General features: G+C 63.0%; 13 protein-coding genes. 6 read left to right on the forward strand and 7 right to left on the reverse strand.

Annotation, left to right across the window (positions count from 1 at the left end):
* Window positions 1-15: 15 nt before the first annotated feature.
* Complete coding sequence (locus BN1119_RS15390) at window positions 16-597, reverse strand: hypothetical protein (RefSeq protein ID WP_244463751.1); 582 nt, start codon at window positions 595-597, stop codon at window positions 16-18.
* Between the two features lie 367 nt (window positions 598-964).
* On the opposite strand from BN1119_RS15390, the gene BN1119_RS15395 reads away from it, so the two are divergent.
* Together BN1119_RS15395 and BN1119_RS15400 are read left to right on the forward strand one after the other, a co-directional pair.
* Window positions 965-2,266: a sigma-54 dependent transcriptional regulator gene (locus tag BN1119_RS15395; protein WP_041999899.1), complete on the forward strand. Its 1,302-nt coding sequence runs from the start codon at window positions 965-967 to the stop codon at window positions 2,264-2,266.
* A 104-nt stretch (window positions 2,267-2,370) separates the two neighbouring features.
* A complete protein-coding gene (locus BN1119_RS15400; RefSeq protein WP_041999902.1) occupies window positions 2,371-2,565 on the forward strand; it encodes a hypothetical protein in 195 nt (64 codons plus the stop codon).
* 61 nt (window positions 2,566-2,626) lie between these two features.
* On the opposite strand, the gene ggt is transcribed toward BN1119_RS15400, so the two are convergent.
* Window positions 2,627-4,408: a gamma-glutamyltransferase gene (gene ggt, locus BN1119_RS15405; protein ID WP_041999905.1), complete on the reverse strand. Its 1,782-nt coding sequence runs from the start codon at window positions 4,406-4,408 to the stop codon at window positions 2,627-2,629.
* Window positions 4,409-4,541: 133 nt separating this feature from the next.
* Here ggt and BN1119_RS15410 point away from each other — a divergent pair, with 133 nt between their 5' ends.
* Window positions 4,542-5,138 (forward strand): GDSL-type esterase/lipase family protein, encoded by a 597-nt coding sequence (locus BN1119_RS15410; protein WP_041999908.1) that lies wholly within the window; start codon window positions 4,542-4,544, stop codon window positions 5,136-5,138.
* Window positions 5,139-5,219: 81 nt separating this feature from the next.
* On the opposite strand, the gene rdgC is transcribed toward BN1119_RS15410, so the two are convergent.
* Window positions 5,220-6,131, reverse strand: a complete 912-nt coding sequence (rdgC, locus tag BN1119_RS15415; RefSeq protein ID WP_041999912.1) for a recombination-associated protein RdgC — start codon at window positions 6,129-6,131, stop codon at window positions 5,220-5,222.
* A 181-nt stretch (window positions 6,132-6,312) separates the two neighbouring features.
* Here rdgC and BN1119_RS15420 point away from each other — a divergent pair, with 181 nt between their 5' ends.
* The 3 genes from BN1119_RS15420 to BN1119_RS15430 all read left to right on the forward strand — a co-directional run bounded on the left by BN1119_RS15420 (window position 6,313) and on the right by BN1119_RS15430 (window position 11,806).
* Complete coding sequence (locus BN1119_RS15420) at window positions 6,313-6,741, forward strand: GNAT family N-acetyltransferase (RefSeq protein WP_041999915.1); 429 nt, start codon at window positions 6,313-6,315, stop codon at window positions 6,739-6,741.
* Between the two features lie 89 nt (window positions 6,742-6,830).
* On the forward strand, window positions 6,831-8,057 hold the full coding sequence (locus BN1119_RS15425; RefSeq protein ID WP_041999920.1) for an exonuclease SbcCD subunit D C-terminal domain-containing protein: 1,227 nt from the start codon (window positions 6,831-6,833) through the stop codon (window positions 8,055-8,057).
* The gene (locus BN1119_RS15430) at window positions 8,054-11,806 is read left to right on the forward strand and encodes an AAA family ATPase (RefSeq protein WP_041999923.1); all 3,753 of its coding nucleotides are present in this window, start codon (window positions 8,054-8,056) and stop codon (window positions 11,804-11,806) included. The genes BN1119_RS15425 and BN1119_RS15430 overlap by 4 nt, the downstream gene beginning before the upstream one ends.
* 69 nt (window positions 11,807-11,875) lie before the next feature.
* On the opposite strand, the gene BN1119_RS15435 is transcribed toward BN1119_RS15430, so the two are convergent.
* The 4 genes from BN1119_RS15435 to BN1119_RS15450 all read right to left on the reverse strand — a co-directional run bounded on the left by BN1119_RS15435 (window position 11,876) and on the right by BN1119_RS15450 (window position 15,280).
* Complete coding sequence (locus BN1119_RS15435) at window positions 11,876-12,421, reverse strand: cytochrome b (protein WP_041999926.1); 546 nt, start codon at window positions 12,419-12,421, stop codon at window positions 11,876-11,878.
* Between the two features lie 275 nt (window positions 12,422-12,696).
* A complete protein-coding gene (gene crr / locus BN1119_RS15440; RefSeq protein WP_041999928.1) occupies window positions 12,697-13,206 on the reverse strand; it encodes a PTS glucose transporter subunit IIA in 510 nt (169 codons plus the stop codon).
* 43 nt (window positions 13,207-13,249) lie between these two features.
* A complete protein-coding gene (gene ptsI / locus BN1119_RS15445; protein WP_041999931.1) occupies window positions 13,250-14,977 on the reverse strand; it encodes a phosphoenolpyruvate-protein phosphotransferase PtsI in 1,728 nt (575 codons plus the stop codon).
* 45 nt (window positions 14,978-15,022) lie between these two features.
* Window positions 15,023-15,280, reverse strand: a complete 258-nt coding sequence (locus BN1119_RS15450) for an HPr family phosphocarrier protein (RefSeq protein WP_041999934.1) — start codon at window positions 15,278-15,280, stop codon at window positions 15,023-15,025.
* Window positions 15,281-15,514 lie beyond the last annotated feature (234 nt).

Raw genomic sequence — 15,514 nt, forward strand, 5'->3', positions numbered from 1 at the left:
CCTATCCCTGCGGCATCAAGGCGATGCCGTTACTGCGCCTGCCAAGGGCAGGGAAACCATGTTGACTGCTTGATTTCCCTGTCCCGTGACCTGGTTAACCTGAATGACTCCTTTGCTCCCTGCGAGGGCGTTGTCATCCAGATAGATGCTGGTTGTGGTATTTGCCGGTACCTTGCCACCGGGCAACTTGGCGACACTGGTGCTGAGGTTGATGTCGGTGACCGTACCTATGCCGGTGTCGTCGCCCAGAGACAGCGCGAAGGCATTGACCTGCTGGTTGGCTTCCCCAGCGCCTTGGTTGATGCCGATGAGGCCTTTGCTGTTGGTCAATGCCGAGTCGAAGATGGCAACGCGCTGGCTGCCATTGAGGGTCGAGATGGCTTGAGTTTGTTGACTAAACTGGATGACAGCAGGCCCGGAGATGGCGATCGCCGCGAGGTTGCCCTGCTGGTTGTTGCTGCCAGACACCATGTTTACCCCCATGCTGCCCCGAATATTACTCAGGGCCTGCTGGCCTAAATTGACCTGATTTTCCGCGTGGGGCTGTGTCGTGAATAGCAACAAAGTATAAGCAGCCAATGCAATATATATTTTCACGCTCTCTCTCCATGCCAAGGGGGGGCGAAAGAGATAGAGCAAGGGCTGTGCCAATAGCTAACCAATTGTTTTTTATTGTAAATTAAAATGACCTCTTTATTAATTAGTCTCATAGGTGAGATGGCGATTATTTTTATTTTTATAACGTCATGTTTATTAATGTATTTATATTTTCTCAGGATTAGATCTGGCGTCTCATTGGTGTTGTGTCATTAGTCTATATCTGGGATGGGTTATAGTTATCCCGTCATCAGATCATGAATGCGGTGCCGTTTGATATCGATTTTGTTTCATTCTCTGTCGCTTGCCGATGACAAGGAGTCGTTGGTCTGCGGCGCAATCGGCACGGACGACAGGAGAGCTCAACATGCCGGAAGAAGCATTGCTGGTCATCAATCCCTGTGCAGATTTGCCACCTCTGCTTGCCCGGGGAGAGTGGCGTTTATCTCAGGCGCGCACGTTGGCGGTGGCAGAAGAGAAACTGCGCCATGGGGATTACCCTCTGGTGCTGGTGGTGATAAACCCAGTGGAAAATGAAGCCCTGCGCGCCCTCATCGCCCAGCACCCCAATCGGCTTTGGATAGGGTTGGTCGAGCGAGATCAACTTGCCAATGAGGCGCTGCGCAATCTGCTTGCCGCCTGCTTCCATGATTTCCATACCTTTCCTCTCGATGCCGAGCGTCTCTGCCATAGCCTGGGGCACGCCCTGGGGATGGCGCGCCTGATAGGGGATCACCGCTCTGCCTTGTCTGGCAAGGTGCGGCTCATTCAAGGGCAGAGCGAACCCATCGTCCAGCTCAGGGCGCAGATGATGCGGCTGCAACATTGCCGTCTCCCCGTGCTGGTGACGGGGCCCAGCGGCACCGGCAAGGAGCTGGTTGCCCGGGAGCTGCACTACGGCACTTTCGGGGAAGAAGCGCCCTTCGTGGCCGTCAACTGTGGGGCCATGCCGCACCAGCTGATCCAGTCAGAGCTGTTTGGCCATGTGAAAGGCGCCTTTACCGGGGCCCAGACCCACAAGATCGGCAAGATTGAAGCGGCCGATGGCGGCACCCTGTTTCTCGATGAAATTGGCGAGTTGCCGCTGGAAGACCAGGTCACCTTGCTGCGTTTCTTGCAGGAGCAGTGCATCGAGATGGTCGGCAGCCATACGTCGCGCAGCGTGGATGTCAGGGTGGTCGCCGCGACCAATATCGATGTGGAGCAGGCGGTCGCACAGGGGCGTTTTCGCGAGGATCTCTATTACCGGCTCAATGTGGTGCGGCTGCGGACCCCGGCTCTGCGGGACAGGCGAGATGATGTGCAACTGCTCGCCAACGAGATCCTGGCCGAGGTGCGGGGCAGCAGGCCACTGACCTTTTCCCACCAGGCGCGTCAGGCCATGCAGGCCTATGGCTGGCCCGGCAATGTGCGCGAGTTGCGCAACCGGGTGCAGCGGGCCGCTGTCATGTGTGCGGGGCCCTGTATCGAGGCGCAGGATCTGGAGTTGTCCCACTCGGAATCCCTGTTGTTTGACGGCTCGCTCAAGGCGGTGCGCGAGGCCGCGGAGCGCCAGGCCTTGCTGCAGACCCTGGCCCGTTTTCCCGATCGGCTCGAAGAGGTGGCCCGTCAGCTTGCCATCTCCAGGGCGACCCTCTATCGCCTGCTGGACAAGCATGATCTGCACTAGCGGCACTGGATGGGCAGGGGGATGGGCGCTGTCACGCAGTCGTCATAGGTGAGGAGGAGAATAGGTCGCCGAGAGTGAGACAACCCACAGTACTGGAGCGCCCCATGGCCTGGTATCTTGCAACCCTGTTCGCCCTGCTGCTGACCCTGCCCGGGTGGCCGCTGCCCAGTTGGCCCGTTGCCCCCGCCCAGACATCCCAGACCCAGGCCGCACGACTGGAGCGGATAGAGCGCCAGCAGTGGCAGCAGGCCAGCGCAACGGGGCAGGCTCAACTGACCGTGAGCCTGCCCCGTTCCTGATCATCCTCTTCTGTTTCATCTCTTCCCCCGCCACGAGGAGATCCATGGCGGGGCGTCGGGATCACTCCCCCTTGGCGATGCCTTCCCGGCGCGGATCGGCGGCGCCAAACCAGCCCTGGGCATTGCGCTCCACCCCCTGCAACCCCGAGGTCTGTTCGTTCAACACCACCTCGTGCCCCCTGGCTTTCAAGGCATCGACCACCAAGGCAGGGGTGCGCCCCTGCTCCAGTTCGGTGGGGCCATTGCGGCTGCCGAAGTTGGGCAGGTTGATGGCCTCTTGCAGGTTCAGGCCCCAATCCTGGGTGCCGAGCAGGGTCTTGCCCACATAGTTGATGATGGCCGAGCCCCCCGGTGAGCCCAGGCTCATCTCGAGGGCGCCGCTCTCTTTGTCAAACACCAGCAGGGGAGACATGGAGGAGCGTGGCCGCTTGCCCGGCTCCACCCGGTTCGCCACCGGCAGGCCGGCGGCATCCACCGAGGTGAAGGAGAAGTCGGTCAACTCGTTGTTGAGCAGGTAGCCGTTGACCATCAGCCGTGAACCGAAGCCATCCTCGATGGAGCTGGTCATGGAGACCGCCATGCCCTCGCGGTCGACGATGGAGACATGGCTGGTGGAGGGCAGCTCGGGGGTGGCGTCCTTGCCACGGGCGATGGCCATGGGGGGCGTGCCGGGTTTGGCTGTGCCCATGGAGGTCTGCCCGATGAGGCGTGCCCGCTGCGCCAGGTAGCCTTTATCCAGCATGCCGGCCACCGGCACGCTGACAAAGTCCATGTCCGCCACATACTGGTTGCGATCGGCGAAGGCGAGCCGTGCCGCCTCGCTGTAGAGGTGGATGGCTTCCGGGCTGGCGCTGAGCCTGCCATCGGCGCCCCGCACCGGCTTGAGGGCCGCCATGTCGCGGCTCTCCAGCATGCCGAAGATCTGGCCGAGGGCCAGGGTGCCGGAGGAGGGGGTCGGGAAGCCGCACACCTCGCTCTGGCGATAGTCAAAGCAGAGGCCATCGCGCAGCTTGGCGCTGTAACCGGCCAGGTCGGTTGCCGCCAGCACCCCGGGATTGACCGGGTGGGATCGAACCTTGGTGACCATGGCCTCGGCCAGGGGGCCGCGGTAGAAGGCGTCGGCGCCCTCGTCTGCCAGGGTACGCAGCACCCTGGCCAGGGCCGGGTTGGTGAGTCGGGTTCCCGCCGCCTTGGGGGTGCCATCGGCCTGGTAGAAATAGGCGCGGGCATCCGGGTCCCTGGCGAGATAGGGATCCTTGGCCAGCAGGGTGGCCAGGCGTGGGCTTATCACAAACCCTTGCTCAGCCAGGGTGATGGCGGGCGCGAACAGGCTGGCCCAGGGCAGTTTGCCATAGCGCTCGTGCGCCAGGGCCAGGGCGCGTACCGTGCCGGGGACCCCCACGGAGCGCCCGCCCACCACGCCGTCGTAGAAGGCCATCGGCTTGCCATCTCGCATGAACAGCTGATCCGTGGCGGCGGCGGGGGCGGTTTCCCGGCCATCCACGGAGGCAACCCGTTTGCCATCCCATACCAGCATGAGGGAGCCGCCGCCGATGCCGGAGGATTGCGGTTCCACCAGGGTCAGCACCAGCTGCACCGCGATGGCGGCATCCACCGCAGAACCGCCCGCCTTGATCACCTGATAGCCGGCATCCACCGCCAGCGGGTTGGCGGCGGCCACCATGAAGGCACTGCCTTGCCAGCCCTGCTTGTCGGTCCAGCCACTGGCGGCCTCGGGGGCGATCAGGGTCTGGGGGGGCGGAGCATAATGGAAGGCATCCTGAGGGGCGCAGCCGGCGAGCAGGCCGAAGGCGATCAGCAGGCTGAGGGGTTTGAGGGACATGACACTCTCCTTGTCTGTTTTCTCTACGGGGATAACGAATGTGGCACAGTTGAAACCTGATTGAAAGATTGCCTTTATACTCAAGTGCTTACAAAACTATCAATGACGGCATGGCCCGTGCGGGGAGGAAAGGATGGGAAGAGGCGTGATAGGGGCACTCTGCCTGCTGCTGGTCGCCTGTGGCGAGCCAGGGTTCAGACCTCTGGCGGCGGGGGAGACCATACTGGCGTTCGGTGACAGCCTGACCGAGGGGCGCGGTGCCCCTCCGGCCCAGAGCTACCCCAGCGTGCTGGCGAGCTTGAGCGGCCACCCCGTCATCAATGGCGGAGTATCGGGGGAGTTGAGTGAGGCGGGCAGGGCACGCCTGCCCGGGCTGCTGGCCGAGCACAGGCCCGGACTGGTCATCCTGCTGGAAGGGGGGAACGATATCTTGCGCGGCACGGGGGAGGCGGCTCTCAAGGCCAATCTCGCCGCCATGATAGCGGCGGTGCAGGGCAGCGGTGCCCAGCTGTTGCTGGTGGCTGTGCCCCGCAAGTCCCTGTTTGCCGATGGCGCCCCTCTTTATGGAGAGCTTGCACAAGAGTACGGACTGGTGCTTGACAACGACACCATGGGGGAGCTGCTGCGCAGCCCGGCGCTCAAGTCCGATGCGGTGCACCTCAATGGCGAGGGGTACCGCGCCCTGGCCGAGCGGCTTCACCGGCTGTTGCAGGCCCGCGGTGCGCTATGAGGCCGTGATCCTGCGCGTCTGCGGGGCCGCCCGGAATAAAAAAACCGCCATCAGGCGGTTTTTTTACCGGCAGGGGACAACTCAGATGGACTGCTCTTCCCCGCCCAGGGCGGCAAACAGCGCCGGGATGAACTGGGCCAGCTCGGCGGTCACCAGGGCGAAGTCGGCGTCCAGACGGGCGGCGGGATCCTCGCTGGTGACGTCGTCGTTCTGCTCGCGCAGCTCTTCGCTGAACTTGAGGCGCTTGATGGAGAGGTCATCCCCCAGCACGAAGCTCAGGGTCTCGCCCCAGTTCAGAGCCAGCTTGGTCACCAGCTTGTCGTTGGCCAGGTGATTCTTGATCTCCTCGCTCATCAGATCCTGCTGCTTGCAGCGGATGATGCCGCCGTGTTCCATGGCGCTGCGCAGCTCGGCCTCGTCCTCCAGGGTGAAGGCGGCGGGCAGGTTGCCCTCGTTGAGCCACTCGGTCATGGTGATTTCGGGCGGGTTCTTCAGGGCCACCGGCACCACCGGCAGGGAGCCGATGGATTTGCGCAAGAGCGCCAGCAGATCGTCCGCCTTCTTGGCGGAGCCTGCATCCACCACCATCAGGTTGTCGGCCGGGTTTATCCAGGCAAAGGTCTGGCTGGTGCGGCTGAAGGCGCGGGGCAGCAGGGTGTGCATGATCTCCTCTTTCAGCGCCTCCTTCTCCTTCTTCTTGAGGGCGCGGCCCTGCTCGAATTCGATCGCTTCCACCTTCTCCGCCAGCATCTCCTTGACCACTGTGCCCGGCAGCATCTTCTCTTCCTTGCGGGCGCAGATGAGGATGTGACCCGCCGCGCTGTGGGTCAGGGTCGAACCGAATTTGCCCAGGGGCTTGACCCACCCGAATCGGGAGATGTCCTGACTGCCGCACGGGGTGAAGGCGCAGGCCTCGAGCTGGGGTTCCAGCTGGTCGACGGTCAGGTCAAAGGGGCGGGTAAAGCGATAAATCTGCAGGTTCTTAAACCACATGGCGTCCTCGGTCGTAACAATTGTCCGGCGGGCATTGTACTGCAAAGCGACGCTTTGTGATCGACCAATCACTCCCGGGAAAAAAATCGGATGCGGCTCACAGGCCATGAGGGCTCGACGCAGAAGCGGGGAAAAAGTCTCCTAGACTGCCAGCAGGCGAGTCAGGGATAAGGATGAGGGTATGCTCAGAGCGAGTCGGGCAGAGGATAGGGATGGTATCGTCGAGATCTGGTTGCTGGCTTCATTGCAGTCCCATGATTTCGTCGATGCCTCGGTCTGGTGGAAGGCTCAGGAGGAGCTGCGCACCCGCTACCTCGAGCAGGCCAGGATCTGGGTCCATGAGGAGGGCGGCGAGCTGCAAGGCTTCATCGCCCTGGTCGACGATTACCTGGCCGCCCTGTTCGTGCGTCCCGAGCGTCAGGGCCAGGGGGTGGGCCATGCCCTGCTCCAGGTGGCAAAAGGGGAGGCCCGCAGCCTCCATGCCAGGGTCTTCACCGAGAATGAACCTGCGGTACGCTTCTATCGCCGGCACGGCTTCATCATAGATGGCGAGACGCAGGATCCCCTGACCGGTCACGGCCAGTACCGGATGCACTGGTTCGGCGCCTGAATCCGCCCCGTCCTTGCTTGAAAGGCGCGGGGTCAGGCACCATGTTGACGACATATGCCCATGGCACCCCGCGACCGAGTCCCGATCCAATGAAAATCCTCCATACCGCCGACTGGCATCTGGGCCATCAACTCCATGGCCACGATCGCCGCTTCGAACACGATGCCTTCCTCGACTGGTTGACCGACACCATCAAGGCGCGCCAGATAGACGCCTTGCTGGTGGCAGGGGATCTGTTCGATACCGCCAATCCTCCCGCCAGCGCCTGGCAGCAGCTCTATCGCTTCCTGGCGCGGCTGCGGGCGGAACATCCTGCCCTCGACATGGTGCTGCTCGGTGGCAACCACGACTCCCCCTCCAAGCTCGATGCCCCCCACGAGCTGCTGCGGGCCTTCGACCTGCATCTGGTGGGCAGCATCAGCCGGGACGACGAGGGGCGCCTCGAGACAGATCGCCTGCTGGTGCCGCTGAGGGGCAAGGATGGCGAGGTGGCCGCCTGGTGCGCCGCCGTGCCGTTTCTGCGCAGCAGCGACCTGCGGCCAGAGGGGCTGAGCGAGGGGCAGGACAGGCTGATCGAAGGGGTTCGCCAGGTGTACCAGGCGGTGCTGGCCGAGGGGCGAGCACGCTGTCAGCCCGATCAGGCCCTTATCGCCATGGGCCACGCCTACCTGGCGACGGGCCAGCTCTCCGAGCTCTCCGAGCGGCGGGTACTCGGCGGCAATCAGCACGCCCTGCCCGCCGACATCTTCGCGGCCGCCGATTACACGGCGCTGGGCCATCTGCACCTGGCCCAGAGCCCGGCCGAGGGCGTGCACTACAGCGGTTCGCCGCTGCCGCTCTCGCTGGCCGAGGCGAACTACAACCATCAGGTGCTGGAGGTGACGTTTGAGGGGGGCAAATTGGCGGGGCTGGCGCGGATCCCTGTGCCCAGGCGCGTCGATATGATCCGGCTGCCCCAAAGCGGTCTCGACGAGGCGCTCAACGCCATCGCCGCGCTCGAACTGCCAGACCGTCCCCAGGAGGCGCAGCCGTTTCTCGAGGTGCGGCTGCTGCTGCCCAAACCCGAGGCGCGCATACGCGAGCGGATCCTGGCCGCCATCGGGGGCAAGCCGGTGCGCCTGGCCCGCATTACCACCAGCTATCAGGGCTCGGGCCAGGGGCTGGCCGATGGCCGCGCGCGGCGCAGGCTCGATGAACTCCCCCCCACCGAGGTGTTCCGGCTCTGCTATCAGCGCCAGTTCGAGGGGGAGCCGGAGGCCGCATTGGTTGCCTCGTTTGAAGAGATCCTGGAGCAGGTGAAGGAGTCCGGCGCATGAAGATCTTGTCTCTGTCAGGGGAAAATCTGGCCAGTCTGACCGGCCCCTTCACCATCGATTTTGCTGGTGGCGCCCTGGGGGCGGCGGGCCTGTTTGCCATCACCGGCAATACAGGCGCGGGCAAGAGTACCTTGCTCGACGCCATCTGCCTAGCGCTCTACGACGAGATGCCCCGTTTCATCGCCAATCGCAAGCACGTCGCCGAAGTGGGCCGCATGGATGACGAGGAGAAGCTCAAGGCCAACGATGTGCGCGGCATCCTCAGCCGCGGCCACGCCAGCGGCTGTGCCGAGGTGCAGTTTCGCGGCTGCGATGGCCGCATCTGGCTGGCCCGCTGGGCGGTACGCCGGGCCCGTAACCGCGCCGAGGGGCGCTTTCAGGCCCAGGAGCGCAGCCTGACCGACCTGGCGTCGGGTCAGGTGTTCAGTGGCAGCAAGCGGGAGCTGCAAGAGCGCATCGACGAGCTGGTGGGACTCTCCTGGGAGCAGTTTCGCCGCGCCGTCATTCTGCCCCAGGGGGAGTTTGCCGCCTTCCTCAAGTCGAGCGCCGACGAGCGCTCCGCCCTGCTTGAGCGGATGACGGGCACAGAGCTCTACTCCGCCATCTCGATCCAGACCCACGAGCGGGCGCGGGCCGAGCAGCAGGCGCTGTCGGCCCTCCAGCAGCGCCTCGGCGACGTGGCCCTGATGGACGACGAGACCCGCGAGCAGTGGGCCGCCCAGCAGGCCAGTCTTGCGACCAGCCTCAAGCAGGAGCAACAGCAGCGTCAGCTGTTGCAGGCACTGCGGGATCTCCACGAACGGATTGCCGCCCAGCAGCAGGCCTGTCGGGAGGGGCAGGCGGCGCTGGCCGCGGCCGAGGCGGCCCATGGCGAGGCGGCGTCCGGGCGGGAGGAGTTTGCCCGTGCCGAACAGGCCCAGGTGGCCCGCGCCGATCACGACGAGCTAGCCCGCCTCACCCTGGAGGGGCAGCAGCAGGAATTGCTGATAAGCCAGCTGGGCCCCGAGCTCGAGCAAGGGGAGCAGGCCCGGCAGCGGGCCGAGCTGACCGAGCAGCAGCGGCTGGCGGACAAGATAGCCGCCGAGCGCGAATGGGGCGCCCTGCAGCCCGAGCTCAAGCGGGCTCAGGAGCTCGACACCCGGCTCGAGGAGAAGGGCCAGCAGCTGCAAGAGATCCAGCTGCAGGGGACCCAGGCCCGCACGGCGCAACTGGCGCTGCAGCAGGCGTGGCAACAGCAGGCAGACAAGGTGGCGGTACTGACGGCGCGCCGCCAGCAGTGGGCGCTCTGGCTCGAGCAGCACAAGGCACTGGCCCCGCTGGCACGTCAGTGGCAGCCCTTGCTGACGGCCATGCAGGATTGGGCCGCGGATGGGGAGCTGTTGCAACGCGTACTGCAAAGCCGCGAACACAAGGGCCATGCCCTGGAGGATCTCAATGGCCGCCTGGCAAAGGGGCGGCAGGAGCGCGACGCCTTGCAGCAGGCCCGCGCCCGCCTGCAACAGCGGCACGACGAGTTGCAGGCTCAGGAGTGGGACGCCGAGGTCGCCAGGGAGCAGGAACTGCGCCAGGCCCGGACAGAGCAACTCGCCCGCCTGGGTCAGCTCCTTGAGCTGGCCCAGGCGGGCCGCAACCACGGCGAGCAGCAGGCGCGGTTGCAGCAGGAGATGGCGCAGCTTGCGCAGCAGCTTGCCCGGCTCACCGAACAACATGAGACGCTGGTCCCGGCACTCGAGCGCCTTGTGCTTCAGCGAAACGAGGCGCGCCATGGGTTGGAGCAGGCCCGGGCCGTGGCCAGCCTGGTGCAGTATCGCCATGAGCTGCAAGAGGGCAGCCCGTGCCCGCTGTGCGGCGCCGAGGAGCATCCCTACACCCGGCATCAGCCTCAGGTGGCCGGCATCCTGACGCAACTGGCCGAGCGGGTCAGTCAGCTGGATCTGGAGTGGGAGCGGCTCAATCATCAACACATTCAAGGGGAGGGGGAGCGGGCCGAGCTGAGCCGCCAGCTGGCCATTCGCCAGCAGCATATTCCCGATCTGGAGGCCAGATCCGAGCAGCTTGCCCTGCGCTGGTCGCAGCTGGGGGGGGAGAGCCTGCTGGGTCAGGGGCTGCCCTTGCAGCAGGCGCCGGCACAATGGACCGGCCTGCTGGCACAGCTGGTGGCGCAAGGGGAGGCGCTGGAGCAGGCGCTGGCGGTCGGTGCGCGGCAGCTGCAGCAGGCCCAGCAGGGAATGCAGGCCTTGATGGCGCTGCGGGAGCAGCTGGGGGAGCTGACCACCCGCCAGCAGCTGGGCGAGCAGCAGTGGCAGGAGGCCGAGCGCCAGCAGATAGCCTGGGAGGCGGAGCTCAAGGCGCTGGCCGAACAGGAGACCGCCCTGCGCCAGCGTCTGGCACAGGGGGAGGCCCGCCTCGACGAGCAGATGGGGGCCGAGCCCTGGCGCCAGTGGCTCGGTAGCCGACAGTGGCAGGAGTGGCAGCAGATCTGCGAAGACTATCTGCGTGGCCAGAGTGAGTGGGAGCAGCTTGGCAACGAGCTAGCCAGCCTGACTCCCGCCTTGAGCGCCCAGGAGGCGCGGGTGCAGAGCCAGAATGCGCAGCTGCAACGACTCGAGCAGGAGTACAAGGAGGCCGAGCTGCAGCGTCAGAGGCTGCTGGCCAGTCGGGAAGTTTGCCTCGGAGGGCGCGCCGTCGCCCAGGTCGAACAGGAGTGGCAGCAACGGCTGCAGTTGGCCGCCAGCCAGCACGAGGAGGCCGTGGCGGCCCTGGCCACGGCGAGGGAGCAGCAGACCGAACTAAAGGCCCGTTTGACTCACCTTGACCAGGAGCGGCAGAGGAGCAGCCAGGGGCGGCGCGAGGCGCTGGCGCGCTGGGCGGCGCACGTCACTGCGCTCGGGATCGCCGAGTATGATCTGCGCCGTCTGCTGGCCATCACACCGGACGAGCTCAGGGCTCGTCGCGCCGCCCTGCAGGGGCTGGACGATGCCCTGGCCGAGGCCCGCACCCGGCTGACCGAGCGGCAGCGGGCGCTGGCCCAGGAGCAGAGCAAGCTGGCGCACTATCGGGAACATCATGAGGCCCTGAGCGCCCTCACGGTCGAGGCCCTTGCCGTGGCGCTGGATGACTGCGAGTCACGCTGCCGGGCCCTCGACGAGCAGCTGTTCCAGTGCAAGAGCACCCTGGCGCAGGCCGAGGCGGCGGCCCTCAAGGCGGGAGCGCTGCAGGAGGCGCTGATCGCCCAGCAAGGGGTGGCGGATCACTGGCAGCGCCTGTCCGATCTGATTGGTTCCGCCAGCGGCGCCAAGCTGCGCACCTTCGCCCAGAGCCTCACGCTTGAACGTCTATTGTTGGAGGCCAATGCCCAGCTCGCCGAGTTGTCGCCGCGCTATCGGTTGGAGCGGGTGCCCGGCACGGATCTGGCGCTGCAGGTGGTGGATCTCGACATGGGGGACGAGGTGCGTTCCGTGGACTCCCTCTCCGGCGGCGAGAGCTTCCTGGTCTCCCTGGCCCTGGCCCTGGCTCTCTCCAGTCTGTCGTCGCGCCAGACCCAGGTAGAGTCGCTCTTTATCGACGAGGGCTTTGGCACCCTGGATCCCGACAGCCTGGATCTGGCGCTCGCCAGCCTCGATTCCCTGCAGGCGGCGGGCCGCCAGATCGGGGTCATCTCCCACGTGCAGACCCTGGTGGAGCGGATCGGCGTGCAAATAAGGGTCGAGGCCCTCGGCGGGGGGGAGAGCCGGGTGGTATTGCCCTGATGGTATCGATTGAGTCATGACAAAGACCCCTTCAAAGGGGCCTTTTGTTGGCGTGTTCGAGGCGGGTGCTTATTTCCGCTCGGGCAACATATTGGTCAGGGTGTTGTCCCTGAGCACATGGTGGTGATAGAGAGCGGCCCCTGCGTGCAGGGCAATCAGGGCATAACCCAGGTTGGCCAGCGTTTCGTGCAGATCCTTGATGGTCCCTTTCAGGCCATCATCCGGTCCTATCAGCGCGGACAACTCAAATCCGAAGAAGGGGATGGGCTTGCCACCCGCGCTCAGCAGCAGCCATCCCAGCAGCGGCGTCAGGATCAAAAAGCCGTACAGGGCCAGATGGGCGAGGTGGCCGAGCTTGAGCATCAGGGGCGAGGGGGCGGGCACTATGCGCGGTGAGGGGCTGCCAAAGCGCACCAGCCGCCGCACCACCACCAGCGCCAGGATCAGCAACCCCACCATGAAGTGGTACTCCTTCATCAGATCGCGTCCGGCCGAGCCCTTGGGAAAAATATCCCTGAACTCCATCAGCCCATAGACGGCCACTATCAGCAGCAGGGTCAGCCAGTGCAACCCTATGCTCAGGCTGCCATAACCTTGTTCCGTATTCTTCAGCATCTTTATCTCCTTCCGGAGGGCGCGTTGCATCGCCCTGGTCCATCCCGTCACGCACGGTGCCGGGATCCCGTGGTCTCCACACCCATACTGCAAGGCTTGTCGGGCAATGCCTTGATCTCGACCGCGCTTTTGCATCGGAGTGCCCCTGTCCGGTCAGGGAACTAGCCAGCCCCTGATGGTTGAGAGCAGGTGGACCTAAGGTGTTGCCCATAAAAAAACCGAAGCACCAGGCTTCGGTTTTTTATCGCGGTCACTGGCACAGGGCCAGAGGCGTCTTATTTCTTGATGCGGATCACCGGGGTCTCGCCCACGGTCACGGCGCCGGTCATCTTGATCAGCTCCTTGATCTCATCCATGTTGGAGATGACAACCGGGGTCAGGGTAGACTTGGCTTTCTCTTCCAGCAGGGCCAGATCGAACTCGATGATGGTGTCGCCTTTCTTGACCTGTTGGCCTTCCTGAGCGATACGGGTGAAGCCTTCGCCTTTCAGTTCGACGGTGTCGATACCGAAGTGAACGAACAGCTCGATGCCAGTGTCAGATTCCAGCGAGAACGCGTGGTTGGTCTCGAAGATCTTGCCGATGGTGCCGTCGCACGGCGCGACCATCTTGTTGCCAGCCGGCTTGATGGCGATGCCATCACCCACGATCTTCTCGGCGAATACCACGTCAGGCACATCTTCGATGGGGACGATTTCGCCAGACAGGGGGGCAAAGATTTCGATGCCGCCGGTGTCAGAGCTGTCATCGGAAACTAGCTTCTTCAGTTTATCGAACAGACCCATAGTAAAAGCTCCTAAAGATGATTGTCGCTGTTTGCAGCCGATCTTAGCAGACTGCTTTCTGCTTTATAAAGTTATCTACACAGGCTTCGATTTCGGCGGCGGTGGCATAGCTCAATGCTTGCTCGGCCATGGCCTTCACATCTTCGAAGTTGGTGTTGCGAATGAGTTTCTTGATGCGCGGCACAGAGATGGCGCTCATGGAGAATTCATCCAGACCCATGCCCAGCAGCAACAGGGTGGCGCGTTCGTCACCAGCCAGTTCACCACACATGCCGGTCCACTTGCCTTCGGCATGGGACGCATCGATCACCATCTTGATCAGGGTCAGGACGGAGGGGGACAGCGGGTTGTACATGGCGGAAATCATCTCGTTACCACGGTCGACCGCCAGGGTGTACTGGGTCAGGTCATTGGTACCGATACTGAAGAAATCCACTTCCTTGGCCAGATGATGAGCCATCACGGCGGCGGCCGGGGTCTCGATCATGATACCCACTTCGATGGATTCATCAAAGGCTTTACCTTCGGCGCGCAGTTCAGCCTTGAGCTGCTCCACTGTGGCCTTGAGGCTGCGGAACTCTTCGACGGAGATGATCATCGGGAACATGATGCGCAGTTTGCCGAAGGCAGACGCACGCAGGATGGCCTTCAGCTGGGCGTGCATGATGTCTTCGCGATCGAAGAAAATACGCACGGCACGCCAGCCCAGGAAGGGGTTCATCTCTTTCGGGAAATTCATGTAGGGCAGTTCTTTGTCGCCGCCGATGTCCATGGTGCGGACGATGATCGGCTGATCCGGCATGGCCTCTGCCACTTCTTTGTAGGCCTTGAACTGCTCATCTTCGGTCGGCAGCGCATCGCGGTCCATGAACAAGAACTCGGTACGGTACAGACCCACGCCTTCGGCGCCGTTGCGGATGGCACCTTCGGTATCCTTGACGGTACCTATGTTGGCGCACACCTCGACCTGATGGCCATCCAGGGTGATGGCGGGCAGATCCTTGAGCTTGGCCAGCTCGTCTTTCTCGGCCTGGAACTGGGCCTGGAGTTCTTTGAACTTGGCCAGTTGCTCGGGGCTCGGATTGATGACGACCTGGTTGTTGATCGCATCCAGCAACAGCAGATCGCCATTGTTGACACGGCGAGTGATGTCGTTGGTACCCACGATGGCCGGCAGCTCTAGGGAGCGGGCCATGATGGAGGTGTGAGAGGTACGGCCACCGATGTCGGTGACGAAACCCAGCACGTATTTCAGGTTGATCTGAGCGGTTTCGGACGGAGTCAGGTCGTTGGCGACCAGGATGACTTCTTCGTCTATGGTGCTCAGGTTGACCACTGCGATGCCCAGCGCGTTCTTCACCAGACGGGTGCCGATATCACGAAAATCGGTGGCGCGCTCCCGCAGATAGGGATCATCCAGGTCGGCCATCATCTTGGCGTATTGCTCGATGACCTCATAGATGGCCTTGTCAGCGGTGGCCTTGTTGTCCTTGATGAAGGATCTGATATCCCCTTCCAGCTCCTCATCTTCGAGCAGCATGATGTGGCCTTCGAAGATGGCCTCTTTTTCTTCACCGAAGGTGCGACCGGCCATCTCTTTGATGGCTTCCAGCTGAGCGGCTGACTTGGTGCGCGCTTCGAGGAAGCGGTTGATCTCGGCGTCAATCTGGTCAACAGAAATCTTGCCCTGATTGATAACGATTTCATCTTCTTTCAGAAGAAGCGCCTTACCGAATGCGATACCGGGGGACGCAAGAATGCCAGATATCATAATCCTTCCTATTAAAACGACTGTGGGGGAGGAGTGTGAGCCGGATTACTCCAGCTCGTCCATCAGGGCAACCAGCTTGTCAACGGCTTGCTTGGCATCCGGGCCATCGGCCTGGATGGTGACGTTGGTGCCCTTGGTCAGGCCCAGGGTCTGCAGCTTGAACAGGCTCTTGGCGCTGGCGGACTTGCCACCGGAGACCACAGTAATCTCGCTTTGGAATTCTTTGGCTTCTTTTACGAATTGCGCTGCCGGACGGGTGTGCAGGCCGTTTTCAGCAGTGATAACAACAGACTTCTCGTACATGGTTCACCCCATATTATTGATATTTTATGGTCAATCAGGCCGCTTTGACGCCGCGCTATTCGACCGTTTAAGTATGCATATGTTGTAAAGTAACGAAATCAGACCCGCAAGAGCTTAATCCAGGTCAACTTTCTGTTCAGTATTTGCAGTCTCTGTCAGATTTCCCGAAACAAAGTGTCGCAAGCCGCGCTGTATCTGGCTCTTCGTTATTTTATAACGAAAAATAACACTTTG

It is taken from the genome of Aeromonas bivalvium, from assembly GCF_000819765.1.
GTDB lineage: Bacteria > Pseudomonadota > Gammaproteobacteria > Enterobacterales > Aeromonadaceae > Aeromonas > Aeromonas bivalvium.

Excerpts from the sequence above, each read along its gene's own strand:
- BN1119_RS15420 (WP_041999915.1), top strand. The coding sequence starts at position 6,313 with ATGCTCAGAGCGAGTCGGGCAGAGGATAGGGATGGTATCGTCGAGATC.
- BN1119_RS15435 (WP_041999926.1), bottom strand. The coding sequence starts at position 12,421 with ATGCTGAAGAATACGGAACAAGGTTATGGCAGCCTGAGCATAGGGTTG.
- BN1119_RS15450 (WP_041999934.1), bottom strand. The coding sequence starts at position 15,280 with ATGTACGAGAAGTCTGTTGTTATCACTGCTGAAAACGGCCTGCACACC.
- BN1119_RS15400 (WP_041999902.1), top strand. The coding sequence starts at position 2,371 with ATGGCCTGGTATCTTGCAACCCTGTTCGCCCTGCTGCTGACCCTGCCC.
- ggt (WP_041999905.1), bottom strand. The coding sequence starts at position 4,408 with ATGTCCCTCAAACCCCTCAGCCTGCTGATCGCCTTCGGCCTGCTCGCC.
- BN1119_RS15410 (WP_041999908.1), top strand. The coding sequence starts at position 4,542 with ATGGGAAGAGGCGTGATAGGGGCACTCTGCCTGCTGCTGGTCGCCTGT.
- BN1119_RS15425 (WP_041999920.1), top strand. The coding sequence starts at position 6,831 with ATGAAAATCCTCCATACCGCCGACTGGCATCTGGGCCATCAACTCCAT.
- rdgC (WP_041999912.1), bottom strand. The coding sequence starts at position 6,131 with ATGTGGTTTAAGAACCTGCAGATTTATCGCTTTACCCGCCCCTTTGAC.
- BN1119_RS15395 (WP_041999899.1), top strand. The coding sequence starts at position 965 with ATGCCGGAAGAAGCATTGCTGGTCATCAATCCCTGTGCAGATTTGCCA.
- BN1119_RS15430 (WP_041999923.1), top strand. The coding sequence starts at position 8,054 with ATGAAGATCTTGTCTCTGTCAGGGGAAAATCTGGCCAGTCTGACCGGC.
- crr (WP_041999928.1), bottom strand. The coding sequence starts at position 13,206 with ATGGGTCTGTTCGATAAACTGAAGAAGCTAGTTTCCGATGACAGCTCT.
- ptsI (WP_041999931.1), bottom strand. The coding sequence starts at position 14,977 with ATGATATCTGGCATTCTTGCGTCCCCCGGTATCGCATTCGGTAAGGCG.